Source organism: Streptomyces sp. MP131-18 (assembly GCF_001984575.1).
GTDB classification, from domain to species: Bacteria; Actinomycetota; Actinomycetes; order Streptomycetales; family Streptomycetaceae; genus Streptomyces; species Streptomyces johnsoniae.
Genome location: NZ_LZNS01000001.1, coordinates 2,418,528 through 2,445,517, shown reverse-complemented (window position 1 = coordinate 2,445,517; position 26,990 = coordinate 2,418,528). Strand labels below are relative to the sequence as shown.

The window sequence follows — 26,990 nt, the reverse complement described above, 5'->3', positions numbered from 1 at the left end:
GGACGGAGGGGAACCGAGGGAAGACCGAGGAAGACGAGGGATACCACGCATGACCGTGCATATCGAGGACGCCCCGCCCCGGGTACCGGGTCCGGACCCCTCCACGGCCGGCCTGCCCCCGCCGCGGCCGCGCCGCCCGCGTTCCGCGCGCTGGCTGCCGTACCTGCTGCTCGCCCCCGCCGTACTGGCCCTGGCCGCCGTCCTCGGCTACGCGCTCGTCCGCAATCTCGTCATCTCCTTCCAGGAGTTCGGCCGCCGCCAGCTGATCTCCAGGACCACCGAGTGGACGGGCCTGGACAACTACCGGGCCGTTCTGGAGAACGAGCGCTTCTGGGACGCGGCCGTCCGCACGTTCGTCTTCATGGCGGCCAACGTGCTGGTGATCATGATCCTGGGCACGCTGATCGGCCTGCTGCTCAACGCACTCGGCACCAAGATGCGGCTGCTCCTGTCCATCAGCCTCGTCGCGGCCTGGGCCATGCCCGTCATCGCCAGCACCACCGTCTTCCAGTGGCTGTTCGACCAGCAGTTCGGCGTCGCGAACTGGGTGATGCGCAGCCTCGGCTTCTCCGGCTACGAGCAGCACAACTGGTTCGGCAGCGGCACCTCGACGCTGGCCATCGTGACCGTGCTGATCGTGTGGGCGTCGGTGCCGTTCGTCGCGCTCAACCTCTACGCGGGGCTCACCACCGTCAGCGGAGAGATCTGGGAGGCCGCCCGCATGGACGGCGCCTCCGACTGGCGCGTCTTCTGGTCCATCCTGGTCCCGATCATGCGGCCGTTCTTCCTGATCACGACCTTCCTGGAGATCATCTGGGTGTTCAAGGCGTTCACCCAGATCTACGCCATGAACGAGGGCGGCCCCGACCGCCAGTCCGAAACACTGCCGGTCATGGCCTACATGGAGGGCATGGGCCAGAACCAGTACGGCGCCGCGGCCGCGATCTCCGTCCTCACGCTGATCATCCTGCTGGTCGCCATGTCGTTCTACTTCTGGCTGATCTTCAAGCAGGAGAAGGAGGAATCATGAGGAAGGTCATGCTCAACGGCACGGCCCTGGTGCTGGTCGTGCTGTTCCTCTTCCCCGTGTACTGGATGTTCTCCACCTCCTTCAAGAGCAATACCGATGTGCTCTCGAAGGACCCGGTGTTCTTCTTCACCCCCTCCTTCGACCACTACTCCACCGCGACCGGCGTCGACCTGTTCTGGACGTACGTCGGCAACAGCTTCATCGTCACCATCGGCGCCGTACTTCTCGCGCTCGGCGTGGCCCTGATGGCCAGTTACGCCATCGCGCGCATGCGCTTCCGCGGGCGCCGCGGCATGGTCATCGCGGTGATGATGGCGCAGATGGCGCCGTGGGAAATCCTGATCATCGTCGTGTACCTCAACGCCCGCGACCTCGAAATGCTCAATAGCATCGGCACCCTGACGCTCGTGTACTTCGTCATGGCGCTCCCGTTCACCATCTGGACACTGCGCGGCTTCATCGCCGCGGTGCCCAAGGAACTGGAGGAGTCCGCCATGATCGACGGCTGTACCAGGACCCAGGCGTTCTTCCGCGTCATCTTCCCGCTGCTCGCCCCCGGCCTGATGGCGACGTCCCTGTTCGGCTTCATCTCGGCCTGGAACGAGTACGCCATGGTCCTGGTGCTGAACAAGGCGCCGGACGCCGCGACGCTGCCGCTGTGGCTGACGCAGTTCCAGACCAACTTCGGCAACGACTGGGGCGCGACCATGGCCGCCTCCTCGATGTTCACCATCCCGGTCCTCATCCTCTTCATCCTGCTCCAGCGACGGGTCACCGGCGGCCTCTCCGCGGGTGCCGTGAAGGGATAGCACTCGCTCATGACGACTGCCGTACGCGACTCCGACACCGTCACCCGCGACGCGCTCGCCGTTCTCCAGCCGACCTTCGCCGGGACCACGGACCTGCCCGACTGGCTGCCGCGGCAGCTGGCCAACGGCATGACCGGCGTCGGCCTCTTCGGCCGCAACATCGTCTCGCCGGAACAAGTGGCCGCCCTCACCGCCCAGTTGCGGGCCGCGAAGCCCGACGTGCTGGTCTCCGTCGACGAGGAGGGCGGCGACGTCACCCGCCTCGAAGTGCACGGGGGCTCCTCGTTCCCCGGCAACCACGCCCTGGGCAGCGTGGACGACACCGCCCTGACGCGCGAGGTCGCCGCCGAGCTGGGCCGCCGCCTGGCCGTCTGCGGCGTCAACCTCAACTGGGCGCCCTCCGCGGACGTCAACACCGACCCGGACAACCCGGTCATCGGCGTCCGCTCCTTCGGCGACGACCCGCAGCTGGTCGCCCGGCACACCGTCGCCTACGTGGAGGGGCTCCAGAGCGCGGGCGTCGCCGCCTGCGTGAAGCACTTCCCCGGACACGGCAACACCAGCGTCGACTCCCACCACGCGATGCCGCTGATCGACCTGGATTCCGACACGCTGCACACCCGGGAGCTCGCGCCCTTCAAAGCGGCCATCGCGGCCGGCACCCGCTGCGTGATGAGCGCCCACATCCTCGTGCCCGCCCTGGACCCCGACCGGCCCGCCACGCTCAGCCCCGCCGTCCTCACCGGCCTGCTCCGCGCCCCGGCCGCCGAGGGCGGTCTCGGCTACGACGGGCTGATCTTCACCGACGCCATCGAGATGAAGGCCGTCGCCGGCGCCTACGGCCTGGACGGCGGCTGCGTCCACGCCATCGCCGCGGGCGCCGACGCCCTCTGCATCGGCGGCACCCCGTCCGACGAGGCCGAGGTGCTGCGCCTGCGCGACGCCCTGGTGCGGGCCGTGCACAGCGGCGAGCTGCCCGAGGAACGTTTGCACGACGCCGCCACGCGCGTGCGGGAGCTGGCCGACTGGACCGCGGGGGCCGCGGCGCGGGCCGGGGCGCCCGACCCGGCAGGCGAGGTCGGCCTGACCGCCGCCCGCCGCGCGCTGCGCCTGCACCGGCCCGACGGCGCGGACCCGTTCGTCCCGCTGGCGGCGCCGCCCTACGTCGCCTCGTTCCCGCCCGTGGCCAACATCGCGGTCGGCGAGCACACCCCGTGGGGTGTCGGCCCCGAGCTGGCCGGGCTGCTGCCCGGCACCGCCACCGGCAGCCACACCCGCGAGGAGGCGGAACGGGCCGGCGGCGACGGGTTCGTGGCCGAGATCCTGGCCGCCGCGGGGGAGCGCCGCATCGTCGCCGTCGTCCGCGACGTGCACCGCCACGCCTGGATGGCCGACGCGCTCGCCCGGCTGCTCGCGGCCCGTCCGGACACGGTCGTCGTCGAGATGGGCGTGCCGCACGCGCCGCCGTCCGGCGCTCTGCACATCGCCACCCACGGCGCCGCCCGCGTCTGCGGCCGGGCCGCCGCCGAGGTCATCGCGGGCCGGGCCCCGCGGTGACCGGTACCGCAACCGGGAGGGAACCCTCGATGCAAGCCACCCCTGTCGCGCCGCCCGACGCACCGCCCGGCCGTCTGATGGCGGCCGAGATGGCCGAGCAGCCCGCCGTGCTGCGCCGGCTGCTCGCCGAGGGCGCGCCGCGCATCCGCGAGGTCGCGGCGCGGATCGCCGCGCGGCGGCCGCGGTTCGTGCTGCTGACCGCCCGCGGCACCTCGGACAACGCGGCGCTGTACGGGAAGTACCTGCTGGAGATCCTGGTGGGGAAGCCGTGCGGCCTGACGTCCATGTCGACGACGACCGCTTACGCGGCCCAGCAGGATCTCGCCGACTGCCTGGTGATCACCGTCAGCCAGTCCGGCGGCTCGCCCGACCTGGTCGCCTCGACGAAGGCGGCCCGCGCGGGCGGGGCGATCACGCTGGCCGTGACCAACAACGCGGACTCGCCGCTGGCCGAGGCCGCCGAGTTCCACGTCGACGTGCTGGCCGGGCCGGAGCGGGCCCTGCCGGCCACCAAGACGTACACGGCTGAGCTGCTCGCGCTCTACCTGTTCGCCGAGGGCCTGCGCGGCGGCGACGGGACCGCCGCCGCAGGCCGGCTCCCGGAGCTGGCGACGCGAATTCTGGCGCGGCAGGACGAGATCCGGCAGCTGGCGGCGCGCTACCGCTTCGCCGAACGGATGGTGCTGACCTCCCGCGGCTACGGCTATCCGACCGCCAAGGAGGCGGCGCTGAAGCTGATGGAGACCAGCTACATCCCGGCGCTGTCGTACTCGGGCGCGGACCTGCTGCACGGCCCGCTGGCGATGGTCGACAACATCTTCCCCGTCATCGCCATCGTCACCGACGGCCGCGGCGGCGAGGCGCTCCAGCCGGTGCTCGACCGGCTGAAGGACCGCGGCGCCGACCTGGTGGTCATCGGGCCAAGCGCGCAGGTGGCGGCTGCGTCGGCCGGATTCGCGCTGCCCACCGACGGTGTGCGCGAGGAGTTGCAGCCGATCCTGGAGATCATTCCGCTGCAACTGCTCGCCTACGAGGTCACCCTGGCCCGCGGCCAGGACCCGGACGCCCCGCGGGCCCTGGCCAAGGTGACCGAGACCCGCTGACCCCGCGGCCCGTCACAGCACGGCGCCGCCGGTCGCGTTCAGCCAGTCGCCCGTGACCCAGCGGCCGTCGTCGGAGGCGAGGAACGCGGCGGCGTCGGCGATGTCACTGCCGTCGGCGACCCGGCCGAGGGGTGACATCGCCGACACCGTGTGCCGCGCCTCCTCGCCCCCGGCGCGCAGCCAGTCGGCGTTCATGTCGGTGTCGACGACCCCGGGGGCCAGGCCGTTGACGGTGATGCCGCGCGGGCCCAACTCCTTGGCGAGGCCGACCGTCAACTGGTCGAGCGCGCCCTTGGACATGGTGTACGCCAGCACTTCGGTCATATCGGCCGCCCTGCGGGTCAGTCCGGTGCTGATGTTGATGACGCGTCCGCCGTCCCGCAGCCGGCCGAGGCCGTGCTGCACGAGGAAGAAGACCGCGGTCACGTTCACCGCGAAGATCTGCTCGAACTCGGCCCGGTCGGTGTCGGCGACCCCGCGGCGCGTGCCGTTGATGGCCGCGTTGTTGACGAGGATGTCGAGGCCGTCGGCCCGCTCGTCGAACGCCTCCCACAGGGCCTCCGCGTCGCCAGGCGCCCCCAGCTCGGCCCGGAGGGGGAATGCGCTGCCGCCGGCCGTCTCGATCGCCTTCACGGTGGTCTCGGCCGCGGCCTCGTCCCGGCCGTAGTGCACCGCGACGCGGGCCCCTTCGCGGCCGAACCGCTCGGCGATGGCCCGCCCTATGCCGCGGCTCGCGCCGGTGACCAGCGCCGTCTTTCCCGTGAGCGTGCCCATGGCGCCGCCCGCCTTTCTCTAGTGGCTGCTACAGAAAGAACGCTAGCACGCATTTTTAAGCGGGCGCTATAGAATGTGGGCATGGCGGAGAGAACACGCGGACGCCCTCGGTCCTTCGACCGGGAGGCCGCCCTCGACCAGGCGACGTGGGTCTTCTGGGAGCGCGGCTACGAGGCCACCTCGGTCGCCGAGCTGACCCGCGTCATGGGCATCGGGGCCCCCAGCCTGTACGCCGCCTTCGGGGACAAGCAGACCCTCTTCGAGGAGGTCGTGGAGCGCTTCGGGGAGCGCTTCGGCGGGTTCATCGGCCGGGCCCTGGCCGAGGAGCCCACCGCGCAGCAGGTCGTGGCCCGCGTCCTGCGCGAGGCCGCCGCCGAGTACACGGCCCCCGGTCGCCCACCGGGCTGCCTGATCGCCTCCGCCGCGCTCAACTGCCCGGTGGATCAGGTGGCCACCGGATTGCGTGCGCGCCGTGAGGAAAACGTGCGTGCGTTCGAGAGCCTTATCCGGGCGGACATCGCCGCGGGGCGGATGCCGGCCGGGACCGACGCGGCGGGTCTCGCCCGCTTCGTCGGCGCGGTCCTCCAGGGCATGAGCCAGCAGGCGCGGGACGGGGTGGAACGGGCGGCCCTGGAGGCCGTCGCGGAGGCGGCGCTGCGCGCCTGGCCCGCCGCCCCGTGACCGGGGCCGGGCACACCCGCGGGCCGCGGCGCCGGGGAGGGACCCTCAACCCTCTCGGCACCGCAGCCCGGAGCGATGCGGGCCTTCGACGCCGTCAGGGCAGATAGCGTCGTGCGGCCTCGCTCTGCCCTCCTGTGCGGGGAGAGCAGAAGTACGCTGGCGTTCCCCATTCTGAACCGCACTGCGGTCGTGTGTCCATGCTCTGAAAGCACTTGTCCGACTGCCCCGGCTCGCGCCGTCGGTTCTTGAGCGCGGCTCAAGCGCGCCGGAGCGTGTTTGCGCGCGCCGGTAAGCTCGCCCGTGTGCCCTCCATGAACGACCTCGTCCGCCAGCACACCGAGCTCACGGACGACGACCTCGACTGGCTCCACCTGCTGGTGTCCGAGTGGCAGCTGCTCTCCGACCTGTCCTTCGCGGACCTGGTGCTCTGGCTGCCGACCAGCGACGGCACCCGCTACGTCTCGGTCGCCCAGATGCGGCCCAACACCGGGCCCACCTCCTACCAGGACGACATGGTCGGCCACCTGGTGCCGCGCGGCCGGCGCCCGCTGCTCGACGTCGCCCTCGACGAGGGCCGGATCGTGCGCGAGGGCGACCCGGAGTGGCGCGAGGAGGTGCCGGTGCGCGTGGAGTCCATCCCCGTGCGCCGCGAGGGCCGGGTGCTCGGCGTGATCGCGCGCAACACCAACCTGCTGACCGTGCGCACCCCCAGCCGCCTGGAGCTGACCTACCTCCAGAGCGCGTCCGACCTCGCCCAGATGATCGCCGGGGGCGCCTTCCCCTTCCCGGGGCAGCAGGTCGGCATGGACCGTGCGCCGCGCGTGGGCGACGGCTTCATCCGGCTGGATGCCGAGGGCGTCGTGCAGTACGCCAGCCCCAACGCGCTGTCCGCCTACCACCGGCTCGGCCTGGCCGCCGACCTGGTGGGCCTGCCGCTCGGCCCGACCACGGCGGACCTCGCCCCGACCCGCGGCCCGGTGGACGAGTCACTGGTCAAGCTCGCCAGCGGCTGGGCGCCGCGGGAGGCGGAGATCGAGGGCAACGACTGTGTGATCCAGCTGCGCGCTATCCCGCTGAAGCCGAAGGGTGAGCGGATCGGCTCCCTCATACTGCTCCGCGACGTGACCGAACTGCGGCGGCGCGAGCGCGAGTTGATGACCAAGGACGCCACCATCCGGGAGATCCACCACCGGGTGAAGAACAATCTCCAGACCGTCGCGGCGCTGCTGCGCCTCCAGTCCCGGCGTATCGGCGCCACCGGCGACAGCAGCGCGCGAGCCGCCCTGGACGAGGCGGTGCGCCGCGTCGGCTCCATCGCCATCGTGCACGAGACGCTGTCCCAGAATCTGGACGAGCGGGTGGAGTTCGACGAGATCGCCGACCGCGTCATCACCATGGTTGCCGAACTCGCCCCGGACGGCCGGGTCATCGGCCGCCGCACCGGCCGCTTCGGCATCCTGGACGCCGAGACCGCGACCCCGCTGTCGATGGTCCTGACCGAGGTGCTCCAGAACGCACTTGAACACGCCTTCCCCTCGGGGGAGCGCGGCGCGATCGAGGTGAACGCGACCCGCACCGACGGCACGCGCGAGCCGGGGCGGCTGCTGGTCACCGTTCAGGACGACGGGCAGGGGCTGCCGCGCACGTTCAATCCGCGCAGCGACGGGAATCTGGGCCTTCAGATCGTGCGCACGCTGGTGGAGGGGGAGTTGGGCGGCACCTTCGACATGGTGCCGGCCCAGGACGGCGGCACGCGCGTGTCGCTCGACCTGCCGCTGGAGCGGCACGGGGCCAAGCGCTGAGCCGCTGAGCCGTTGAACTGCTGAGCCCGGGACGCACAAACGCCGATCCCCGGCCCGCGGTGATGTGTGCTCGCGGGTCGGGGATCGGCGCGTTTCGCGTTGGGCACCTGACGGGTGCTGCGCGTGCTGCGGCTCGGGGCAGCGGGTGGCGGGGGCGTGAGGGCGCGCCCGATAACTCAGGCGCTGGCCTTGCGCGCCCGGTTGCGAGCGGCGCGGCGCTTCATGGCACGGCGCTCGTCCTCGCTCATTCCGCCCCAGACGCCGGAGTCCTGGCCGGACTCCAGAGCCCACTGCAGGCACTGCTCCATGACGGGGCAGCGGCGGCAGACGGCCTTGGCTTCCTCGATCTGCAGCAGCGCAGGACCGGTGTTGCCGATGGGGAAGAACAGCTCGGGGTCCTCCTCGCGGCAAACGGCGCTGTGACGCCAGTCCATGTCTGCTCCATCTCCTGCACGTTGCAGTTACATTGCTTGTGAATGTGAACGCTTTCACGAATCCCCAGACAAAGATCGGGCTGCTGCTCAGGCATCTTCAGTGAGGACCTTCGCTGCGGCACCCGCAGGCTCGAAGAGGATTCGGACTCTCAAGGGGGCCGAGGTGTGTCCCGGCCGTCCCGATCGCCATGTAGAGGTTCGCAAACCTGGGCTGCGGATACAACCCCTTCCGGAAAGTTTTTTTTGAATCCTTGGTGTCGCCTAGCTCACAGCCCTACTTCCGACGGGTGGAGCCTGCACTAAACGTTCGACTGGAAGGAGTTTGCGGGCTTCTGCTCACACAATCACACGCAGTGCACGGCGTACGCCTGTGAAGGTCACACTTGTACGCAGTCCGAGGTGGTCACCATCAAGCTGAAACGGCTGTGGCACCTGCGATTGCAAGGTGAAGTCCGGTTCGTCGTGGAGGGCCACCACATGCTTCCCGCGGGGCCCGCGGTCCGGCGAACTGCGCAGCAGCTGCGTCGCGTACCGCGTCACCGCCGCGGACGACAGCCGGGTGAGTCCCAGCAGGTCGAGCCCGGTGTCGAACGAGGCGCGGGGCGCCGCGTACATCGGCCGGTTCCCCAGGAACGTCCACGGCGCGGTGTTGCACACTATCGCCAGCGCGAGCCCCGTCACCGGCTCGTGCCCCGCGCGCCGCAGCGTGATCGTGCCCGCGGTGCGGTGCTGGTCCCCGAGGAACTGCCGCATCGCCTGCCGCACGTACAGCGCGTGCGTGGACCGTTTGCCGCGCTCCCGCTGCAACTCCACCCGGCCGACGACACCCGCGTCGAAACCGAGCCCCGCGTTGAACGTGAACCAGCGGCGCGGGACTTCGGCGTCCTGGGTGTCCGGCGTGCCGGCCGCGAGGCCGAGACCGACCGCGCGTTCCGACTTCGCGTGCAGCGCGTCCAGCAGCGCCCCGGTGGCCTCGACCGCGTCGTTGGGGAGGCCGAGTGCCCGCGCGAACACGTTCGTGGAGCCGCCGGGCACGACCGCGAGCCGCGGCAGCTGCCCGGTGTCCGGGCCGTGGTGCAGCAGGCCGTTGACCACTTCGTTGACCGTGCCGTCGCCGCCGAGCGCGATGACCAGGTCCGCGGTCCCCTGCTCGGCTGCCTCCCTGGCCAGCTCCCGCGCGTGCCCGCGGTAACCGGTCGCGGCGACCTCCAGCTTCAGGTCGCTGGCGAGTGCGTGGGTGAGGACGTCACGGGTCCGCGCGCTGGTGGTGGTGGCGACCGGGTTGACCACGAGTAGTGCGCGCATGCATGGCAGAGTACCCAGGCCACGGCGGCCGGGGCGCCGCCGGTGGGCTATACGCTTGCGGGGTGGGCGAGAACAGCACTCAGCAAAGCGGGCAGGACGTGACCGGACGTCCGCGTACGGTGACCGTCGCGGCCGTGCTGAACGGCCTCCAGGGCGCGGCGATCGCGGCGGTCGGCGCGGCCATGCTGCTCCTCGTGGTGACCGGGGACCCGGACGACCCGACGCAGGCGCTCACCGGCGCCGTGACGCTGCTGGCCCTGTCCGCGCTGCCGCTGTCCGCGGGCCACGGGCTGTGGCGGCTGCGCCGCTGGAGCCGCAGCCCGGCCGTGCTGACGCAGCTGCTCGCCGTCCCCGTCACCTGGACCCTGTTCGGCAGCGGCGGGCTCTGGCCGGTGGCGGCGGCCGCGCTGGGCCTCTCGGCCATCGCCGCGCTCGGCTGCCTGATCAATCCGACGGCCACCGCGGCGCTGGGCGCCGCGCCCCGCGGGACTGCCTGAGGGGACGTGGCCGCGGCCGTTACTCCTCCACCAGCAGCTTCTCGCGCAACTGCGCGAGCGTGCGGGCCAGCAGCCGGGAGACGTGCATCTGCGAGATGCCGACCTCCTGGGCGATCTGCGACTGCGTCATGTTGCCGAAGAAGCGCAGCAGCAGGATCTTCTTCTCCCGCGGCGGCAGCTCTTCGAGCAGCGGCTTCAGCGACTCGCGGTACTCCACGCCCTCCAGGGCGTCGTCCTCGGCGCCCAGAGTGTCGGCCACGGCAGGCGACTCGTCATCGGTGTCCGGCACGTCGAGGGACAGGGTGCTGTACGCGTTCGCCGATTCGAGGCCCTCGAGCACGTCCTCCTCGGAGATGCTGAGGCGCTGCGCCAGCTCGTGCACGGTCGGCGCCCGGCCGTGCTGCTGGGACAGCTCCGCGGTCGCCTGGCTGAGGGACAGCCGCAGCTCCTGGAGCCGCCGCGGCACGCGCACCGCCCAGCCCTTGTCCCGGAAGTGCCGCTTGATCTCGCCGACCACGGTGGGCGTGGCGTACGTGGAGAACTCCACGCCGCGCTCCGGGTCGAAGCGGTCCACCGACTTGATCAGGCCGATGGTCGCCACCTGCGTCAGGTCGTCGAGCGGCTCCCCGCGGTTGCGGAAGCGGCGGGCCAGGTGCTCCACCAGCGGCAGGTGCATCCGCACCAGGCTGTTGCGCAGCTCGGCTCGCTCCGACGAGCCGTCGGGCAGCTTGCGCAGCTCGACGAAGAGATCACGTGCCGCCCCGCGGTCGTGCGGGTCGGGCAGTACCCGCCGCTGTGCGGGCGCGGCAGGCTCCTGCTGTCCGGGAATGGCTGCCCCGGCCGGCTCCCGGCGGGGTCTTGCGGCCTGTTCCACCTCGTTCACCTCGGCCCCCTCGTCCCGTGGCGGCCCCTGTGCGCCGGTCACGGCGCTCCGGGGGCGCCGCCGCGCTTTTTGTGCAGGCTGATGCTGACCGTCTTGTCCTCTCCGACGGCCGATTCGACCTCACCCGCGAGCGCCGTCAGCACGGTCCAGGCGAAGGTGTCCCGCTCCGGCGCGTGGCCCTCGGTGGTGGGCGCCGAGACCGTGACCCGCAGGGCGTCGCCGACCAGGGTGAAGACACACTCGAGGACGCTCCCCGGAATTGCCTGCTGGAGCAGGATGGCGCAGGCCTCGTCGACCGCGATGCGCAGGTCCTCGATCTCGTCCAGGGTGAAATCCAGCCGCGCCGCGAGACCGGCCGTGGCCGTTCGCAGCACTGACAGATAGGCACCCGCCGCCGGCAGCCGGACTTCGACGAAGTCCTGCGATCCGGGCTCACCTGGGATGGGGGACACCCTCACCTCCACAGAGACTCATACTGATTGAGCGCTCCCGGGCACCGCAGAGATGCCCGGGTCGCCTTGCGACGCTACCGCGATCCATGGCGTGCTGTCGCCCGGCCCGGGATGCGGCGGAACCTTCCGACCACCTCGACGGTATTACTCATCGTAATGCATTCGGTGCGTACTGTGGCCATGGTGGAAGCGTCAATTCCTCGATTTTCCCGCGGCGTTGCGCGTGCGCGCCGCAATGATCGCCGATGGTACCCGCGCCGGCGTGCGCAGTGCGGCGGCGCCCGTCACGCCCAGCCGTGCAGCCCGACGCCGGACTCGCCTGCCAGGGCTTGCCTGATGATGTCGTCCGCGGCGAACACGATGTCCGCCGGCAGGGCCTTCGCGTCCACCCACCGGACCTCGGAGTGCTTGTGGGGCTCGGCGTTGCGCAGCGTCCCGCGCCAGCGGCGGGCGAGGAAGATCACGGTGAGGAACCCGTTGGGCGCCTCCGCCCCGCGTGCGGCGTGAATCACATGCGCCAGGCGCAGCTCGGCCGGGTCGACGACGAGCCCGGTCTCCTCCGCCAGTTCCCGTGCGGCGGTGACGGTGACGGGCTCGCCCGGGTCGCTCTTGCCGACCGGCAGGTCCCACAGGCCGCGCCCGAACTTCGCGGCGGGCCCGCGGCGCAGCAGCACCACGCGGTCGGCGGCGGGGTCGTGGACGATGACGGCGGCGGCGAGCATCGTCATGGCGGCGGTGGCGGGCGGCAGGGACCGGTGCATGCCCGCAGCCTAGGCGGGGGCGCCCGCGCAGCGCGCACAGAAAAACCCCGTCGCTGTTTGCGACGAGGTGAAGACCGCGCTAGATTGCTGGATTTGACAGGCGTTGGACCTGAAAATCCAAGACTGCTCGCAGAATGCATCTTAGCGAATAGAGGAGTTGCGTGTCAACAGGCGGGCGAACCGGTGACCTGACCGGCGAACAGGCGTATCTGACCAGGCTCTACGGGCGTCTGGACGAGCTGCGCGCCGAGGCCGGCGCGCGGCTCGAAGGGGTGCTCGCGGCCACCGGGCTCGGCCACCAGGGCCTGGCGGAACGGGACGTCGCCGCGGACGAACTGGCCAGGCGCGCGGCCCGGCTCGACGCCGTGGAGAACGGGCTGTGCTTCGGCCGGCTCGACATGGACGACGACGAACGGCGCTACGTCGGGCGCATGGGCATCCTCGACGGCAGCGCCGACTTCGAGCCGCTGCTCATCGACTGGCGCGCCCCGGCGGCCCGGCCGTTCTACGCCGCCACCGCCCGCTCCACCGAGGGCGTGCGGCGGCGCCGGCACATCAGGACCAGCGGCCGGCGCGTGACCGGCGTGCTGGACGAGGAGTTCGACGGGCTCGCGGAGCCCGCCGGGGACGCGGCGCTGCTGGCCGCCGTCGACGCGGCCAGGACCGGCCGCATGAGCGACATCGTCGCCACGATCCAGAAGGAGCAGGACGACATCATCCGTTCCCCCCACAGCGGGGTCCTCGTCGTCCAGGGCGGACCCGGCACGGGGAAGACGGCGGTGGCGCTGCACCGCGCCGCGTACCTGCTCTACACGCAGCGCGAACGGCTCGCCAGGAGCGGCGTCCTGATCGTCGGCCCGAACACCACGTTCCTGCGCTACATCGGCGACGTCCTGCCCTCGCTGGGCGAGAGCGGGGTGCTGCTCGCCACGGTCGGGGAGCTGTACCCCGGCGTGCGCGCCCGGCGCCCGGAGGCGCCCGCGGCGGCCGAGGTGAAGGGGCGGGCGTCGATGGCCGGCGTGCTGGCCGCCGCCGTGCGCGACCGGCAGGAGGTGCCGGACGCCCCGTTCGACATCGTCTACGACGAGGGCACCGCGCGCCTCGACCCGGACGACTGCGCCGAGGCGCGCCGGGTGGCCAGGGAGAGCGGACTGCCGCACAACCAGGCGGCGGCCGTCTTCCGCGAGCTGGCCCTGGCCGCGCTGGCCCGCGGCGTGGCCGCGCAGTTCGGCCAGGACGTGCTGGACGGCAGCAGTCTGCTGACCGCGGAGGACCTGGAGATCATCGCGGCGGACCTGGCCGCGTCCCCCGAGGTGTCGGCCGCGCTCGACGCGCTGTGGCCGCGGCTCACGCCGCAGCGGCTGCTGCGGGAGCTGTACGCCTCGCCGGAACGACTGGCCGCCGCGGCGCCAGGGCTCACCGCGGAGGAACGCGCGGGGCTGCTGCGCCCCCTGGACCGCCTCGGCTGGTCGGTGGCCGACGTGCCGCTCCTCGACGAGGCCGCGGAGCTGCTCGGGGACGATCCGGCCGTGCTGCGCGCGGCCGAGGAGGAGGCGGCCGCGGAGCGTGCGGAGCGGCTCGCGCTGGCCGGGGAGGCGCTGGACATCGCCTACGGCTCGCGCACGACCGACTTCGACGACGGCGAGGAGGCCGAACAGCTCGCCGCCTTCGACCTGATCGACGCGGAACGGCTGGCCGAGCGGCAGGCGGAACGGGACACGCGCGACGCCGCGGAGCGCGCCGCCGCCGACCGCACCTGGGCGTTCGGGCACGTGGTCGTCGACGAGGCGCAGGAGCTGTCCGCGATGGCCTGGCGGGTGCTGATGCGCCGTTGCCCGGCCCGCTCCATGACCGTGGTCGGCGATATCGCGCAGACCGGCGCGCCCGGCGGGTCCCGCGGCTCCTGGGCGGACGTGCTCGGGCCGCACGTCGGCAGCCGGTTCCGGCGGGCCGAGCTGACTGTGAACTACCGCCTCCCCGCCCGGATCGCGGCCGTCGCCGCCGGGGTGCTGCACCGCATCGACCCCGCGGCCAGACCGCCGCGCGCGGTGCGCGACACTCCGGCCGAGCCGTGGCGGCTCGCCGTGCCGCGGGAGGAGCTGGTGGCGGCGGCCGTGCGCCGGGCCGCGCGCGAGTGCGCGGGCTCGCCCGAGGGCCGGGTCGCCGTCCTGGCACCCGCGGCGCTGGTGCCCGCCCTCGCCGCGGGGGCCGCGGCGGCCGGGCTGCCGGACCGGGTGGACGTGCTGGACGTCGGCCGCGCGAAGGGCCTCGAGTTCGACTCCGTCCTGGTCGCCGACCCCGACGGCATCGCCGCCGCGTCGCCGCGCGGGCTCAACGACCTGTATGTGGCGCTCACCCGCGCCACCCAGCGGCTGGGCGTTCTGCACACCGGCCGTACCCCGCCCGAGCCGCTGGCGCTGCTGCGCCCGCCGGCCGCCGCGGCGGGATGAGGCGGGTCAGCGTTCCGGGTGCCAGACGGGGATGAACGCATGCCTGGGGTCGGGGGCGGGCGCCGTGGGCTCCGCCGGCCCGGGCGGTGCGGCCTGCGCGGGCGGCAGTTGCTCGATGTCGCCCCGCTCCCACCACGCGTCGCCCGGGGCGTCCCACCACGCGCGCGGGGCGTACCCGGTGGCCATGACCCCGAGCGTGGTCAGCCCGCGGAGCAGCCAGTGGCGCAGCCCGGTAGGGCGTTTCCCGGCTGAAGCATGTTCGGTCATCGGGTGGCCCTCCTTTCTCATCCGACGGTAATGAGGGGTCAGGAGAAGCTATCTACCGATCCTTAACTGTTCGTCAAGTAGCGATCGTGACGACCATGGGCGAACCGGCGTTGATCAGCTCACCTGTCCCTGCCCGATAGGCGGAACACGTGTTGACGCACTCATCCGATTTCCCGGTCGCCATCGTCATGGCCGATGTCGCCCTCGTGCTCATCGTCGGCTCGCTCCTCGCCCGGCAGATGCGCAGACTGCGCCAGCCCGTCGTCATCGCGGAGATCACGGCGGGCATCGTGCTCGGCCCCAGCGTGCTGGGCCTGCTGCCGGGCGATCTGCCGCAGCTGCTGTTCCCCGAGGCGGCGCGCGAGCAGCTGCTCGCCATCGCCGAAGTCGGCCTGCTGATCTTCATGTTCCTGGTCGGCTGGGAGATGGAGGGCGGTTCGCTGCGCAGACGCCGCGGCACGGTCGTCGCCGTCTCGCTGGGGTCGATGGCGGTCCCGTTCGCTCTGGGCTTCGGCCTGGCCGCCATGCTGTACACGCGGCACAGCGAGGTGGACGGCGCCACGGTGCCGCGGCTGTCGTTCCTGCTGTTCCTCGGCACCGCGCTGGCGATCACCGCCTTCCCCGTGCTGGCGCGCATCCTGGTGGAGAACGGGCTCCAGTCCACGCCGGTGGGCGCGCTGGTCATGGCGTGCGCCGCGGTCGCCGACGCGCTGGCCTGGGCGCTGCTCGCCGTGGTGACGGCGGTCGTCACCGCGAGCGGGCCGAGCGGCTACCTGTCGATGCTGGCGTGCCTCGCGGCGTTCATGGGGCTGCTCGCCTTCGTCGTACGGCCGTTGCTCGCCCGGTGGCTGGCCGGCGCGCTCGGCCCCGGGCGGTCGGGGGCCGCGGTACTGACCGTGCTGTTCTCCGGCCTCCTGCTCAGCGGCTGGGCGACCTCGTGGATCGGGATCGACGCGATCTTCGGGTCCTTCGCGTTCGGCCTGGTGACGCCGCGGACGCCGCGGGACGTGCTGGCGCGGCGGGTGCGGGAGCCGTTGCGCAAGACCGGCGGGCTGCTGCTGCCGGTGTTCTTCGTCGTCACCGGCCTGTCCGTCGACCTCGGCGCGCTGGGCGCGGACGGCGCGCTCGAACTGCTGGCGATCATCGGTGTCGCGTGCACGGGGAAGTTCCTCGGTGCGGGCGTTCCGGCGCGGCTCGCCGGGTGCAGCTGGAGCGAGACGCGGCAGGTCGCCGTGCTGATGAACACGCGCGGTCTCACCGAGCTGGTGATCCTCAAGGTCGGCATGGAGCTGGGCATTCTGGATGACCAGATCTTCACGATGATGGTCGTGATGGCGCTGCTCACGTCGATGATGGCCGGCCCGCTGCTGCCCCGCCCGCCGCAGGACGCGCCGGGCGCGCGCGGCGCGGGGGTCGTCGCCCCCGCGTCCCCGCCGGACGACCGGCGCCCGCCGCCCCGGCACCCGGCGGGGCGGGACGCCCGGTCGCGACCGGAGGAAAAGCGGTGAGACCGGTGGTGAATACCGCGCGCCCTTACGCCTCGGAAACTGCGTGAATATAACCTGACAAAGATTGATCGGTGCTTTTGCCGACGGCAACAATGGCCTGCGTGCCCGGATTTGGCACGCGGGCCATTGTTGTCCCTCCCCTTTCCTGCTCCCGCCCCCGTGCGCGCCCATTCCGCGGCGAAAGGACGTTCGATGACGCCGGCCACCTCCGTGGTAGCCCCGATCGCGCACCACGAACTCCTCGTCCTCCTCCTCCAGATAGGCGTACTGCTGCTTGCGGCGATCCTCCTCGGCCGCCTGGCCGTCCGGCTCGGCATGCCGGCCATCGTCGGCGAGCTGTCGGCCGGCGTCCTGCTCGGCCCCTCCCTGCTGGCGCAGCTCCTGCCCGGCGTGGGCACGTGGCTGTTCCCGCAGGAGCCGGGCCAGATGCACCTGCTGGACGCGCTCGGGCAGCTCGGCGTGATCCTGCTCGTCGGCTTCACCGGCATGCACGTCGACCTCAAGCTGGTCCGCAGGCAGGGCTCCCGGGCGGCCGGGGTGAGCATCGCCGGGCTCGTGGTGCCGCTCGCGTTCGGCATCTGGATCGGCCTGCTGCTGCCCGACCGGCTGCGGGCGGACGGCGCCGACCAGACGGTCTTCGCCTGCTTCGTGGGCGTCGCGATGTGCGTCAGCGCGATCCCGGTGATCGCCAGGACCCTGATGGACCTGCGGCTGATCCACCGCAACATCGGGCAGATGATCCTGGTGGCCGGGACCGTCGACGACGCCGTCGGCTGGGTACTCGTCTCGCTGGTCGCCGCGATGGCCACCACCGCCGGGCTGACCGGCGGCGACGTGCTGACCTCTCTGTCGCACCTGGCTCTGGTCCTGCTGATCGTGCTGACGGTGGGCCGGTTCGTCGTCCGGTGGGTGATGAGCGCGGCCCTGCGCTCCGGGGTGCGCGGGATGCCGGTGGTCGCGGCGGTCGTGCTGGTGGTCCTCTCGGCCGCGGGCACGCAGGCCCTCGAACTCGAAGCGGTCTTCGGGGCGTTCCTGTGCGGCGTGCTCATCGGGGCCGCCAAGGGCGTCGACATGCGCGCCCTCGAACCGCTGAACACGACGGTCGTCACCGTGCTCGCCCCCCTCTTCTTCGCCACGGCGGGGCTGCGGATGGACCTCACCGCGCTCGGCGATCCCGATATCGCGCTGTGGGCGCTGGCGGTGGTCGGCGTGGCCGTCGCGGGCAAGTTCCTCGGCGCGTTCCTCGGCGGCCTGTTCAGCGGCGTCACCCGGTGGGAGGCGCTGGCCCTGGGCGCCGGGATGAACGCGCGGGGCGTCATCGAAGTGATCATCGCGATGATCGGCGTCAGACTCGGACTGCTGACCGTCGAGATGTACAGCATCATCGTGCTCGTCGCGGTCCTCACCTCCCTCATGGCACCGCCGCTGCTCAGGCTGGCGATGAGCCGCGTCGAGCACACCGCGGAGGAGGGGCTGCGCGAACGCCGCGTCCTCGAACTGAGCGGTGCCGCGGAGGAACGCGACCCTCCGGCCCCGGACGAGCCCAGGAGCCCCGCGTAGCGCTCAGCGGGCCGGACCGAACCGCACGCCCGGCGGAAGCGGGAGCCCGAGTTCCGCGAGCCGCCCGGCCACCTCGGCCGGCGTGCGACCGGTAAGTGCCGCGGCGCGCAGGATGTGACCTGCCGGCACCGGCTTCCCGGCGGCCAGCCACGGGGGCTGCCCGTCGAGGTCGACGCTGAGGAGGGTGATGTCGTCGGGGTGGGGGGGGTGTCGGGGAGCGGGCGGCCGGCGGGGAGGGGGTGGCCGAGGTGGGTGAGGCGGTCGGCGACGTCGGCCGGCGTGCGGCCGATGTCGCGCGCCGCCCGGAGGATGTGGCCGAGGGGCACGGGCGCGTCGCCTGGCAGCCATTCCGGCTCGAGCCAGCGGTTGTCCGCCAGAAGTTGGGCGTCCGTGCGCCCCCCAGGCTGAGCAGCACGGTGTCACTGGGACGGGTCAGTGCCACCGTCTCCGGCTCGGTCACGGTCACCCCGGGGAAGGCTCCCGCCTTGATCCACGCCAGGGCGCGCCACTGCGGGACATGCTCGGAAGGGGCGCTGAACAGCGCCCGCCGGAGCAGCGGCTGATCGCGGGAGAAACGCGGGGCATCGCCCTGGAAGCAGCCCACGGCCGCCGCGTCCACGTCCTGCCCGCCGACCGTCCAGGGGGAGAAGCCTGTCGCGACGGCCCGCGCGAACACCTCGTCCGCGAGCCGCGGGTCATGCAGCGCCACGGTGCACGCCCACTCGTGGTCGAGGATTCCCGCCTCCGGCGCGAGCAGCGCCGGGATCTGTTCCCGCAGCAGGCGGCCGACGTGCTCCCGGTCGTGCTCCAGCATCTGGTTGCGGTCCACGCTCAGCCGGGGAACGTGCGGACCTTCGAGATTGACCACCGCGCCGAACAGCGGCGCACCGGCCCACAGGCCGTCGGCCAGGATGCCGCCGCCCCGGCTGCACCACCACACCTGCGGGCGGGCGCCGGCGAGGGTCCTGATCTCTCCGCTGCCCCCCCCCGGGGAGCCGGGGGAGTGCTCGTCCAGCGGCGCCGCGGGCGACAGCACGCCGGGCCGCCAGCGCTGCGTCTCGGCCCCGTCGGTGGCCGTGACGGTGAACTCCGAGAGCCACAGCAGGCGCCGCAGCAGGCGGACGCACGAGGGGGCGCGCTCGGGCGAGCGGAGGTACAGGCGCACCGTCGTGCCCGCGTCGTGCCCGCGGCCGAGCCGCCGGATGCGGAACAGCGCGCCGGGGCCCGCGATATCGACCTGGTGAGGGTGATGGCGCCGGTGGCCGACGTCTCGGCCGAGGTGCCCATCAGCGCGATCCCGCCGCCGTCACCTCGAAGGACACCTGCGCCTCGCGGAGCCGCATGCCGCCCTCCGGCGGATCGATCTCGCTCAGCACCTGCTGGAGTCCCGGGACCGTGCGCCTGAGGTTGCGCCGCAGTACGGCGACCGGAATGTCCCGGAGCGCGGTGGCGCTCTCGTCGCGGCGGCGGAAAATCCCCATCTCGCCGCCGGCGCCGGGGTCGTGCGGGTCGTCGCCGACCGCCACGACGAACGTCAGGGTCTCCGCCGGTGTCTGCACCGGTGGCTGGGCCGGCGCGACCTGTGCGGACTCCCCGTCCCCCGCCCCCGCCCGGCCGTGGTCCTGAATCACTCGCTCCCCCGGTGCACTCGAGAACTGGCTGCGCGCACATCCTAGGGCCGCACACCCCGGGGCCGCCGCGGCGCGGTGCGGGCATGCAGCCGCCCCCGGCAGCTGTGTGCCGGGGGCGGAGTGCTGGGCTGGGCCCGGGGGTCAGGCCTTCTTGGTCTCCCAGAAGATCTTGTCGACCTGGGCGATGTAGTCCAGCGCCTTCTGGCCCGTGGCCGGGTCGGTGGAGCCCTTCGCGGCGCTCAGGGCCTTCAGGGTGTCGTTCACCAGCTGGTGCAGCTCGGGGTACTTCTCGAAGTGCGGCGGCTTGAAGTAGTCGCTCCACAGCACCGAGATGTGGTGCTTGGCCAGCTCGGCCCGCTCCTCCTTGATGGTCGTGGCGCGGGCGCGGTAGTGCGGGTCGTCGTTGGCCTGGTACTTCTCCTGGATGGCCTTGACGGACTCGGCTTCGATCCTGGCCTGGGCCGGGTCGTACACGCCGCACGGCAGGTCGCAGTGGGCGCTGACTTTGACCTTCGGGGCAAACAGGCGGGAGAGCATGAAGCTGTCCTTCCTCGTGATCGTCTTCTCCTGGCCGACATTACTCCGTGCAGGGCGGGTTTTCTCGGCCGACCCGGGCCGGGTACCCCGGCTTAGGCCAAAAGTCCAATGCTTGACTGGGGCCGATGGCGGACGATGGCCGCCGACGAGTGGAGGAGCGCGATGAGGCTGGGGCTGGCCGAGGTTTACAACCCCTCGATGCTGCCCACCCTGCGGCCCGGCGATCAGCTGCTGCTGAGTTACGGGTCCCGGGTGCGGCCGGGGGACGTGGTCGTGCTGCGGCATCCGTTCCAGCACGATCTGCTGATCGTCAAGCGCGCCGTCGGCCGCCGCCGCGGCGGCTGGTGGGTGGTCGGGGACAACCCGGAAGTGGTCAACGACAGCCGCGAGTTCGGGGCGGTGCCGGACGGCCTGCTGGTGGCGCGTGCGCTGCTGCGGCTGCGCGCGCCGCTCCGCCGGGGTCAGGTCTCGCTGGTGTCGGCGCTGACCGGGCTGCCATCGGCGGTGCGCCCGCTGAGCGCCCGTTCGCGGCGCTTGCGCGCCCGGTAGGCGGCCACGTTGGCCCGCGTCGCGCACCGGTCCGAGCAGTAGCGCTTGGAGCGGTTGGTCGACGTGTCGAGGTAGGCGTTGCGGCAGGGCTCGGCCCCGCAGATGCCGAGCCGGTCCACGCCGAGGTCGGTCAGCTGGAACGCGAGGCCCATGCAGGCGATGGCCGCGTAGCCGGCGGTGGCGCTGGACGGGTGCTCGGCCAGGTGCAGGTGCCAGCGGGGGCGGCCGGCCTCGTCCAGGTAGTCGTGTCCTGAGATCTGCGGGCTGGCCGGGTATTCGAGCAGCAGCGCGTTGAGGAGGTCGACGGCCCGCACCTCGTCGCCCTCCGCCGCGGCCGCGAAGACGGCGCGCAGCCGGGTCCGCACCCCGCGCAGCCGGGTCACGTCGCCCTCGCCGGCCCGCCGGGCGGCCTGCTGGGCCTCGCCGAACAGGCGGCGCACGGCGTCCACCGAGGTCAGCGCGTCCGTACCGCGCAGTGGCTCCTCGGTGTTGATCAGCCGCACGGCGAAGTCCGAGTAATAGGTCAGTTCCAATTGTGTTCCTTACGCGTGCCAGCTATGGTCATCAGCGTACTAGTAAGGGCCGCCATCCGCAGGTGTCTCTTACCGCAGGTGTGCGTGGAGGAGTGGACATGACCGACTGGCAGCAGTGGCAGGACAGTTGGGACCGGCAGCAGGAGTGGTATTTGCCGGACCGCGAGGAGCGCTTCCGGGTCATGCTGGACGCGGTGGAGGCGTTGGTCGGCGACCGGCCGCGCGTGCTCGACCTGGCCTGCGGCACGGGCAGCATCAGCAGGCGGCTGCTCACGCGCTTCCCCGGCGCGGTCAGCACCGGCGTCGACCTGGACCCGGCGCTGCTGGCGATCGCGCGCGGCTCGTTCGAGGGGGAGCAGCGGGTGGAGTTCGTCCGCGCGGACCTCACCGCGCCCGACTGGGCCGAGACGCTGCCCTACGACTCCTACGACGCCGTGCTCACGGCGACGGCCCTGCACTGGCTGCGCGAGGAGCCGCTGCGTGCGCTGTACGGCCGGCTGGCCGGTCTGGTGCGGCCGGGCGGGGTGTTCCTGAACGCGGACCACATGCCGGACGAGTCGACCCCGCGGATCAACGCGGCGGAGCGCGCGTTCAGGAAGGCGAGGCAGGAGCGGGAGAAGGCGGCCGGCGTCCAGGACTGGGCGGACTGGTGGGACGCGGTCGCCGCGGCGCCCGAGCTGGCCGAGGAAGCGGCCGAGCGGTTCGCGATCTTCGGCAGGCCCAGGGAGGGCGACCACGGCAACGGCGAGTTCGCCACCCTCCGGTGGCACACCGACACCCTGCGCGGGGCGGGCTTCGCCGAGGCCAGGACGGCGTGGAGCTCCCTGACCGACGCGGTGGTCATCGCACTGAAGTAACGCACCGGCGCGGTCCCGGCGCGGTCCCGGCGCGGCCTCCCTGCCGATGGGAGGCCGCGCCGGGCCGTGGTCTCACGCCCTGGCCACGCCCTCGGCGCGCGCGGCCGCCGCGACCGCCGCGGCGACGGCCGGGGCGACGCGTTCGTCGAAGGGGGAGGGGATGACCCGGGAGGGGCTGAGGTCGTCGGCGACCACGGCCGCGAGGGCCTCGGCCGCGGCCAGCTTCATGCCCTCGGTGATCCGCGTGGCCCGGACCGACAGCGCGCCGGAGAAGATGCCGGGGAAGGCGAGCACGTTGTTGATCTGGTTCGGGTAGTCGCTGCGCCCGGTGGCCACCACCGCGGCGTAGCGGGCCGCGACCTCGGGGTGGATCTCCGGGTCCGGGTTGGCCATGGCGAAGATGAACGCGCCCGGCGCCATCTTGGCGACCGCCGGCTCCGGCACGGTGCCGCCGCTGACGCCGACGAAGACGTCCGCCCCGTCGAGCGCCGCCGCGAGCGAACCGGTCAGGCCGGTGCGGTTGGTCAGCGCGGCCAGCTCCCGCTTGACGTCGGTCAGGTCGGTGCGGTCCGCGGACACGATGCCCTTGCGGTCGCAGACCACGACGTCCCCGACGCCCGCGCCGAGCAGGATCTTCGCGATGGCGACGCCGGCCGCCCCGGCGCCGGAGATCACCACCCGCAGGTCGGCGAGGTCGCGGCCGGTCAGTCGCGCCGCGTTCCGCAGGGCGGCGAGTGTGACGACGGCCGTGCCGTGCTGGTCGTCGTGGAAGACGGGGATGTTCACCCGCTCCTGGAGCTTGCGTTCGATCTCGAAGCAGCGCGGCGCCGAGATGTCCTCCAGGTTCACTCCGCCGAACGAGGGCGCGAGCCGCGCCACGGTCTCCACGATCTCGTCCGGGTCCCGGCAGTCGAGCGCGACGGGCACCGCGTCCACGCCGCCGAACTGTTTGAAGAGGATGGCCTTCCCCTCCATCACCGGAAGTGACGCCTCCGGACCGATGTCGCCGAGGCCCAGCACGGCGCTGCCGTCCGTGACCACGGCGACGACCTGGGACTTCCAGGTGTACTCGTGGACCAGCTCCGGCTGCTGGGCGATCGCGCCGCAGACCCGCGCGACGCCGGGCGTGTAGGCGAGGGACAGGTCGTCCGCGTTCCGCACGGGCACCGTGGCGGCGACCGCCATCTTGCCGCCGCGGTGCAGGGCGAACGCGGGATCGAGCCCCGCGTCCGCAAGCTCGTTCCTCGGATTGACGATCTCCGATGCCACTGATTGACCCCTTATTCGCATCACAGGTTGAGGGTGGGAGCCGCTCCCAGGTCAGGGGGCGGGCGGGCACCACGTCCGCCTGGGTGAGCGGCGGACGCCGGACGCGTCGCACACGCGCCCTGGTCCCCGGGTGAGGGGTGATAACGATTCGTTCTACCCGATGAAGTCCACCGACAACGACAGTGTTCGGTAACCGGACGGTGAATGACCGCACTTCGGGCAGTCACCAGTTGCCGTGTATCACTCCCGGTGACCGGTGTTCCGTGTCCGTTATCCGATCTTGACGTTCGGGGTGGCCGGGGACGCTGGTTCGGGTGGCAGGATGCCGTGCATCGAAAAACGCACAAGCTCGTGACACTCGAAGACGCGTGCCGCTTCTCGGACCTTCCGCCACCCCAGGAGGATCACGCCATGATCTCCAGCTCCCCCCGCCGTCTGCGCCTTGCCGCGGTCGGCGCGTTCGTCGCGAGCGGCGCGCTGCTGCTCGGCGCCTGCGGAGACCAGACCGATGACGCGGGGAACGAGGGGGGCGACAACGAGAGCGCCCAGGAGTCCGCGGGCGGTGGCGGTGGCGAGGGCGACGCCGCGGGCGACGCGGCCGGCCTGCTGCCGCAGGAGATCCGTGATGCCGGGGAGATCCGCGTCGGCTCGGACATCGCGTACCCGCCCATCGAGTTCTACGACGAGAACGAAGAGGTCTCCGGCATCGACCCGGCCATCGGCGCGGCGCTCGGCGAGGTGCTCGGCGTCGAGTTCGTCTTCGAGAACGGCACGTTCGACGGCCTCATCCTCGGCATGAACAGCGGCCGGTACGACATCATCATGTCGGCGATGACGGACACCAAGGAACGCCAGGAGGGCGGCACCGACGACGCCCAGGGCGGCACCGACTTCGTCAACTACTTCCAGGCCGGGTCCGCCATCCTGGTGCCCGCGGGCAACCCCGAGGGCATCCAGGGCCTGGACGACCTGTGCGGGCTCGCCGTCGCGGCGCAGCAGGGCACGGCGAACGAAGCGGTCGTGCAGGAGCAGGCGGCCGCCTGCGACGAGCCGATCGAGGACATCATCAGCTCGGTCGACTCCGAGTCGATCACCGCTCTCCAGAGCGGCCGGGCCGACGCCGTGATCACCGACTACCCGGTCGCCCTGTACAACGCGGCGGAGGCGGGCGGCGGCGAGGAGTACGAGGTGGTCGGCGAGCAGATCGACGCCGCGCCCTACGGGATCGCCGTGCCGAAGGACCAGCCGGAGCTGCGGGACGCCCTCCAGGCCGCCGTTCAGGAGATCATCGACGACGGGACGTACGCGGAGATCCTGGCCGAGTGGGACGCCGAGGCCGGCGCCGTCGCGGAGGCCACCATCAACGCCGGCAGCTCCGACGGGTGACCGGCGTGCCCGATCTCTCCAAGGAGCCGGGCCGGGAGCCCGGCGACGATCAGATCCCGCCCGAGTCCATCGTCGCGATACCCGTACGCCACTACGGCCGCTGGGTGAGCGCGGTCGCGGTGTGCGCGCTGCTGGCGTGGCTGGCCTGGTCGTTCGTGAACTCCGACATCCACTGGGACGTCGTCGGCGAGTACCTGACCTACGACCGGATCACCGAAGGCGCGGCCAAGACGCTGTGGATCACCGTGCTGTCCATGGCGATCGGCCTGGTGCTCGGCCTGCTGCTCGCCGTCATGCGGCTGTCGGACAACGCGGTCCTGTCGAACGTCGCCTGGGGCTACATCTGGTTCTTCCGCGGCACGCCCGTCCTGGTGCAGCTGGTCCTCTGGTACAACCTGTCGTTCATCTTCGACACGATGAACTTCGGCTTCTACAAGGACGAGACGAACGACATCATCACGCCGTTCGTGGCCGCGCTGCTCGGCCTCGGCCTGAACGAGGCCGCCTACATGGCGGAGATCGCCCGCGCCGGCATCCTGTCGGTCGACCCGGGCCAGACGGAGGCGGCGCACGCGCTGGGCATGAACGGTGCCAAGACCACGCGCCGTATCGTGCTGCCGCAGGCCATGCGCGTGATCATCCCGCCCTCGGGCAACGAGTTCATCAACATGCTGAAGACCTCGTCCCTGGTGTCCGTCGTCCACTACGAGGAACTTTTCTGGGCGGCCGACATCGTCGGGTCGCGCAACACCCGGGTGATGGAGCTGTTCGTCGTGGCGACGGTCTGGTATCTGCTGCTCACCACCGTCTTCAGCGTCGGCCAGTACTACCTGGAACGGCACTACGCGAAGGGTTCCGGGCGCACCCAGCCGCCCACGCCGCTGCAACGGCTGCGGGCGCAGCTGACGAGCTTCCGCACCAAGAGCCAGGTGGGAGGGACGACGGTATGAGCGGCGGACGCGAACACCCGATGGTGCTGGCCGAGCGCGTGCACAAGGCGTTCGGGCCCGTGGAGGTGCTGCGCGGCATCGACCTGAAGGTCGAGGCGGGCGAGGTGAGTTGCGTCGTCGGCCCGTCCGGCTCGGGCAAGTCGACGTTCCTGCGCTGCATCAACCACCTGGAAAAGATCAACGCCGGGCGCCTGTGGGTGGACGGCGGCCTGGTCGGCTACCGGCAGAAGGGCGACCGGCTCTATGAGATGAAGGAGCGCGAGGTCGCCGAACAGCGGCGGGACATCGGCATGGTGTTCCAGCGCTTCAACCTTTTCCCGCACATGACCGCCGCCGAGAACGTGATGGAGGCGCCGGTCCAGGTCAAGGGCATCGGCAAGGCCGCGGCGCGGGAGCGGGCCGAGCAGCTGCTGCGCCGCGTCGGCCTCGCCGACCGCATGGAGACCTACCCGGCGCAGCTCTCCGGCGGGCAGCAGCAGCGCGTCGCCATCGCCCGCGCGCTGGCCATGGACCCGAAGCTCATGCTCTTCGACGAGCCGACCTCGGCGCTCGACCCGGAGCTGGTCGGCGAGGTGCTCGACGTGATGCGCGGGCTGGCGGCGGACGGCATGACGATGATCGTCGTCACGCACGAGATGGGCTTCGCCCGGGAGGTCGGCGACTCGCTGGTCTTCATGGACGACGGCGTCGTGGTCGAGTCGGGCCGCCCGCGGGACGTGCTGAACGATCCGCAGCACGCCCGCACTCGCGCGTTCCTGTCCAAGGTGCTGTAGCCGGCCGCGCGGCGCGCGCCGCGCGGCCGTTTCGTGCGTGCCCCCGCTCGCGCGTGCCCCGGTCCCCGGGCCTCGGCGGGGCCCGGCCCGCTACCTGGCCCACGCCTCCAGCGGGGCCTCGCCGCCGTCGCGCGGGGTCAGCTGGCCCGCCTTGTTCCAGCCCCAGGACTGATACGCCGCCCGCGCGGGGGTGTTGCCCGGCTGGAGCAGGGCGATGGCGGGGCCGGTGGCATTGCGGGACAGCAGCTCCTTGTGCAGGCGGGTCGCGACGTGCGCGCGGCGCCTGTGGCGGGCGACCATCAGCGCGGCGACGACGAACACCTGCCGGGCCGCGGACAGTTCCTCTATCTCGGTCGGCACCGCGGTGAACGTGTCCCACCACCGGCCGCCCCGGTCCGCACGGAAGCCGTAGGCGCAGCCGACGAGCGCCGGGTCGCCGGCGACCACCATGTCGAACCCGGTCTGTTGCAGGTCGTGGTCCACGAACCGGCGCAGGAACGCGTCCCGTTCGAGCGGGCGCACGCCCGGCGCGTCCCGATGCGCGTCGGCGTACAGATCGCCGATGTCCGTCCGTTCGGTCTCGGCCTGCCACCTGCTCAGCCGCCGCAGAAACACCGTGCTCATGCCAACCT

27 protein-coding genes are annotated in these 26,990 nt (G+C 72.1%); 15 read left to right on the top strand and 12 right to left on the bottom strand.

What is annotated here, in order from left to right:
• Positions 1-49: 49 nt before the first annotated feature.
• Genes STBA_RS10665 through STBA_RS10650 form a run of 4 tightly spaced genes read left to right on the top strand, consistent with a single transcriptional unit; the run spans position 50 to position 4,499 of the window.
• The gene (locus STBA_RS10665; RefSeq protein WP_077059019.1) at positions 50-1,030 is read left to right on the top strand and encodes a sugar ABC transporter permease; all 981 of its coding nucleotides are present in this window, start codon (positions 50-52) and stop codon (positions 1,028-1,030) included.
• Positions 1,027-1,839, top strand: a complete 813-nt coding sequence (locus STBA_RS10660; RefSeq protein WP_077059018.1) for a carbohydrate ABC transporter permease — start codon at positions 1,027-1,029, stop codon at positions 1,837-1,839. Before STBA_RS10665 ends, STBA_RS10660 begins: the two co-directional genes overlap by 4 nt.
• A gap of 9 nt (positions 1,840-1,848) precedes the next feature.
• Positions 1,849-3,396, top strand: a complete 1,548-nt coding sequence (locus STBA_RS10655) for a glycoside hydrolase family 3 protein (protein ID WP_077059017.1) — start codon at positions 1,849-1,851, stop codon at positions 3,394-3,396.
• Between the two features lie 29 nt (positions 3,397-3,425).
• Positions 3,426-4,499, top strand: a complete 1,074-nt coding sequence (locus STBA_RS10650) for an SIS domain-containing protein (RefSeq protein ID WP_077059016.1) — start codon at positions 3,426-3,428, stop codon at positions 4,497-4,499.
• A gap of 12 nt (positions 4,500-4,511) precedes the next feature.
• On the opposite strand, the gene STBA_RS10645 is transcribed toward STBA_RS10650, so the two are convergent.
• Entirely contained in the window at positions 4,512-5,273 is a 762-nt protein-coding gene (locus STBA_RS10645) for an SDR family oxidoreductase (protein WP_077059015.1), read from the bottom strand.
• Between the two features lie 81 nt (positions 5,274-5,354).
• On the opposite strand from STBA_RS10645, the gene STBA_RS10640 reads away from it, so the two are divergent.
• Both STBA_RS10640 and STBA_RS10635 read left to right on the top strand, forming a co-directional pair.
• The gene (locus tag STBA_RS10640; protein WP_077059014.1) at positions 5,355-5,954 is read left to right on the top strand and encodes a TetR/AcrR family transcriptional regulator; all 600 of its coding nucleotides are present in this window, start codon (positions 5,355-5,357) and stop codon (positions 5,952-5,954) included.
• Between the two features lie 311 nt (positions 5,955-6,265).
• Complete coding sequence (locus STBA_RS10635; protein ID WP_077063241.1) at positions 6,266-7,756, top strand: PAS domain-containing sensor histidine kinase; 1,491 nt, start codon at positions 6,266-6,268, stop codon at positions 7,754-7,756.
• A gap of 176 nt (positions 7,757-7,932) precedes the next feature.
• Here STBA_RS10635 and STBA_RS10630 read toward each other — a convergent pair whose 3' ends face one another.
• Both STBA_RS10630 and STBA_RS10625 read right to left on the bottom strand, forming a co-directional pair.
• Positions 7,933-8,190 (bottom strand): WhiB family transcriptional regulator, encoded by a 258-nt coding sequence (locus STBA_RS10630; RefSeq protein ID WP_059012246.1) that lies wholly within the window; start codon positions 8,188-8,190, stop codon positions 7,933-7,935.
• A 336-nt stretch (positions 8,191-8,526) separates the two neighbouring features.
• The gene (locus STBA_RS10625; protein WP_077059013.1) at positions 8,527-9,495 is read right to left on the bottom strand and encodes a diacylglycerol kinase family protein; all 969 of its coding nucleotides are present in this window, start codon (positions 9,493-9,495) and stop codon (positions 8,527-8,529) included.
• 62 nt (positions 9,496-9,557) lie between these two features.
• On the opposite strand from STBA_RS10625, the gene STBA_RS10620 reads away from it, so the two are divergent.
• A complete protein-coding gene (locus STBA_RS10620; RefSeq protein WP_077059012.1) occupies positions 9,558-9,992 on the top strand; it encodes a hypothetical protein in 435 nt (144 codons plus the stop codon).
• Between the two features lie 19 nt (positions 9,993-10,011).
• Here the strand turns inward: STBA_RS10620 and STBA_RS10615 are convergent, their stop codons facing one another.
• The 3 genes from STBA_RS10615 to STBA_RS10605 all read right to left on the bottom strand — a co-directional run bounded on the left by STBA_RS10615 (position 10,012) and on the right by STBA_RS10605 (position 12,088).
• Positions 10,012-10,917, bottom strand: a complete 906-nt coding sequence (locus STBA_RS10615) for an RNA polymerase sigma factor SigF (protein WP_077059011.1) — start codon at positions 10,915-10,917, stop codon at positions 10,012-10,014.
• Positions 10,914-11,327, bottom strand: a complete 414-nt coding sequence (locus STBA_RS10610) for an anti-sigma regulatory factor (RefSeq protein ID WP_077063240.1) — start codon at positions 11,325-11,327, stop codon at positions 10,914-10,916. The genes STBA_RS10615 and STBA_RS10610 overlap by 4 nt, the downstream gene beginning before the upstream one ends.
• A 284-nt stretch (positions 11,328-11,611) precedes the next feature.
• Positions 11,612-12,088: an NUDIX domain-containing protein gene (locus STBA_RS10605; RefSeq protein ID WP_077059010.1), complete on the bottom strand. Its 477-nt coding sequence runs from the start codon at positions 12,086-12,088 to the stop codon at positions 11,612-11,614.
• 161 nt (positions 12,089-12,249) lie between these two features.
• On the opposite strand from STBA_RS10605, the gene STBA_RS10600 reads away from it, so the two are divergent.
• Complete coding sequence (locus tag STBA_RS10600) at positions 12,250-14,538, top strand: ATP-binding domain-containing protein (RefSeq protein ID WP_077059009.1); 2,289 nt, start codon at positions 12,250-12,252, stop codon at positions 14,536-14,538.
• Between the two features lie 6 nt (positions 14,539-14,544).
• Here STBA_RS10600 and STBA_RS10595 read toward each other — a convergent pair whose 3' ends face one another.
• Complete coding sequence (locus STBA_RS10595) at positions 14,545-14,805, bottom strand: hypothetical protein (RefSeq protein ID WP_077059008.1); 261 nt, start codon at positions 14,803-14,805, stop codon at positions 14,545-14,547.
• Between the two features lie 152 nt (positions 14,806-14,957).
• Here STBA_RS10595 and STBA_RS10590 point away from each other — a divergent pair, with 152 nt between their 5' ends.
• Together STBA_RS10590 and STBA_RS10585 are read left to right on the top strand one after the other, a co-directional pair.
• Positions 14,958-16,313: a cation:proton antiporter gene (locus STBA_RS10590; protein ID WP_077059007.1), complete on the top strand. Its 1,356-nt coding sequence runs from the start codon at positions 14,958-14,960 to the stop codon at positions 16,311-16,313.
• A 192-nt stretch (positions 16,314-16,505) separates the two neighbouring features.
• Entirely contained in the window at positions 16,506-17,873 is a 1,368-nt protein-coding gene (locus tag STBA_RS10585; protein WP_077059006.1) for a cation:proton antiporter, read from the top strand.
• A gap of 1,286 nt (positions 17,874-19,159) precedes the next feature.
• On the opposite strand, the gene STBA_RS10575 is transcribed toward STBA_RS10585, so the two are convergent.
• Both STBA_RS10575 and sodN read right to left on the bottom strand, forming a co-directional pair.
• Positions 19,160-19,504: a hypothetical protein gene (locus tag STBA_RS10575; protein ID WP_077059004.1), complete on the bottom strand. Its 345-nt coding sequence runs from the start codon at positions 19,502-19,504 to the stop codon at positions 19,160-19,162.
• 141 nt (positions 19,505-19,645) lie between these two features.
• A complete protein-coding gene (sodN, locus tag STBA_RS10570; RefSeq protein ID WP_077059003.1) occupies positions 19,646-20,041 on the bottom strand; it encodes a superoxide dismutase, Ni in 396 nt (131 codons plus the stop codon).
• 162 nt (positions 20,042-20,203) lie between these two features.
• Between sodN and sodX the strand changes: the two genes are divergently transcribed.
• Positions 20,204-20,590, top strand: coding sequence for a nickel-type superoxide dismutase maturation protease (gene sodX, locus STBA_RS10565; RefSeq protein ID WP_311615423.1), 387 nt, complete (start codon positions 20,204-20,206; stop codon positions 20,588-20,590).
• On the opposite strand, the gene STBA_RS10560 is transcribed toward sodX, so the two are convergent.
• Complete coding sequence (locus STBA_RS10560) at positions 20,503-21,123, bottom strand: CGNR zinc finger domain-containing protein (RefSeq protein WP_077059001.1); 621 nt, start codon at positions 21,121-21,123, stop codon at positions 20,503-20,505. The genes sodX and STBA_RS10560 overlap by 88 nt on opposite strands.
• Before the next feature lie 98 nt (positions 21,124-21,221).
• Between STBA_RS10560 and STBA_RS10555 the strand changes: the two genes are divergently transcribed.
• Entirely contained in the window at positions 21,222-21,980 is a 759-nt protein-coding gene (locus tag STBA_RS10555; protein WP_077059000.1) for a class I SAM-dependent methyltransferase, read from the top strand.
• Positions 21,981-22,052: 72 nt separating this feature from the next.
• Here STBA_RS10555 and STBA_RS10550 read toward each other — a convergent pair whose 3' ends face one another.
• Positions 22,053-23,249, bottom strand: a complete 1,197-nt coding sequence (locus STBA_RS10550) for an NADP-dependent malic enzyme (protein ID WP_077058999.1) — start codon at positions 23,247-23,249, stop codon at positions 22,053-22,055.
• Positions 23,250-23,660: 411 nt separating this feature from the next.
• On the opposite strand from STBA_RS10550, the gene STBA_RS10545 reads away from it, so the two are divergent.
• The 3 genes from STBA_RS10545 to STBA_RS10535 are packed head-to-tail and all read left to right on the top strand — an operon-like array spanning position 23,661 to position 26,358.
• Complete coding sequence (locus STBA_RS10545) at positions 23,661-24,635, top strand: ABC transporter substrate-binding protein (RefSeq protein ID WP_077058998.1); 975 nt, start codon at positions 23,661-23,663, stop codon at positions 24,633-24,635.
• A gap of 5 nt (positions 24,636-24,640) precedes the next feature.
• On the top strand, positions 24,641-25,585 hold the full coding sequence (locus STBA_RS10540) for an amino acid ABC transporter permease (protein WP_077063238.1): 945 nt from the start codon (positions 24,641-24,643) through the stop codon (positions 25,583-25,585).
• Positions 25,582-26,358 (top strand): amino acid ABC transporter ATP-binding protein, encoded by a 777-nt coding sequence (locus STBA_RS10535; protein ID WP_290443782.1) that lies wholly within the window; start codon positions 25,582-25,584, stop codon positions 26,356-26,358. Before STBA_RS10540 ends, STBA_RS10535 begins: the two co-directional genes overlap by 4 nt.
• Before the next feature lie 90 nt (positions 26,359-26,448).
• Here the strand turns inward: STBA_RS10535 and STBA_RS10530 are convergent, their stop codons facing one another.
• Positions 26,449-26,982, bottom strand: coding sequence for a hypothetical protein (locus tag STBA_RS10530; protein WP_253194634.1), 534 nt, complete (start codon positions 26,980-26,982; stop codon positions 26,449-26,451).
• Positions 26,983-26,990: the final 8 nt, after the last annotated feature.

Coding starts and splice junctions, on each gene's coding strand:
- STBA_RS10665 (WP_077059019.1), top strand. CDS start 50: ATGACCGTGCATATCGAGGACGCCCCGCCCCGGGTACCGGGTCCGGAC.
- STBA_RS10630 (WP_059012246.1), bottom strand. CDS start 8,190: ATGGACTGGCGTCACAGCGCCGTTTGCCGCGAGGAGGACCCCGAGCTG.
- STBA_RS10655 (WP_077059017.1), top strand. CDS start 1,849: ATGACGACTGCCGTACGCGACTCCGACACCGTCACCCGCGACGCGCTC.
- sodN (WP_077059003.1), bottom strand. CDS start 20,041: ATGCTCTCCCGCCTGTTTGCCCCGAAGGTCAAAGTCAGCGCCCACTGC.
- STBA_RS10650 (WP_077059016.1), top strand. CDS start 3,426: ATGCAAGCCACCCCTGTCGCGCCGCCCGACGCACCGCCCGGCCGTCTG.
- STBA_RS10635 (WP_077063241.1), top strand. CDS start 6,266: ATGAACGACCTCGTCCGCCAGCACACCGAGCTCACGGACGACGACCTC.
- STBA_RS10645 (WP_077059015.1), bottom strand. CDS start 5,273: ATGGGCACGCTCACGGGAAAGACGGCGCTGGTCACCGGCGCGAGCCGC.
- STBA_RS10530 (WP_253194634.1), bottom strand. CDS start 26,982: ATGAGCACGGTGTTTCTGCGGCGGCTGAGCAGGTGGCAGGCCGAGACC.
- STBA_RS10535 (WP_290443782.1), top strand. CDS start 25,582: ATGAGCGGCGGACGCGAACACCCGATGGTGCTGGCCGAGCGCGTGCAC.
- STBA_RS10625 (WP_077059013.1), bottom strand. CDS start 9,495: ATGCGCGCACTACTCGTGGTCAACCCGGTCGCCACCACCACCAGCGCG.
- STBA_RS10585 (WP_077059006.1), top strand. CDS start 16,506: ATGACGCCGGCCACCTCCGTGGTAGCCCCGATCGCGCACCACGAACTC.
- STBA_RS10545 (WP_077058998.1), top strand. CDS start 23,661: ATGATCTCCAGCTCCCCCCGCCGTCTGCGCCTTGCCGCGGTCGGCGCG.
- STBA_RS10660 (WP_077059018.1), top strand. CDS start 1,027: ATGAGGAAGGTCATGCTCAACGGCACGGCCCTGGTGCTGGTCGTGCTG.
- STBA_RS10555 (WP_077059000.1), top strand. CDS start 21,222: ATGACCGACTGGCAGCAGTGGCAGGACAGTTGGGACCGGCAGCAGGAG.
- STBA_RS10595 (WP_077059008.1), bottom strand. CDS start 14,805: ATGACCGAACATGCTTCAGCCGGGAAACGCCCTACCGGGCTGCGCCAC.
- sodX (WP_311615423.1), top strand. CDS start 20,204: ATGAGGCTGGGGCTGGCCGAGGTTTACAACCCCTCGATGCTGCCCACC.
- STBA_RS10640 (WP_077059014.1), top strand. CDS start 5,355: ATGGCGGAGAGAACACGCGGACGCCCTCGGTCCTTCGACCGGGAGGCC.
- STBA_RS10605 (WP_077059010.1), bottom strand. CDS start 12,088: ATGCACCGGTCCCTGCCGCCCGCCACCGCCGCCATGACGATGCTCGCC.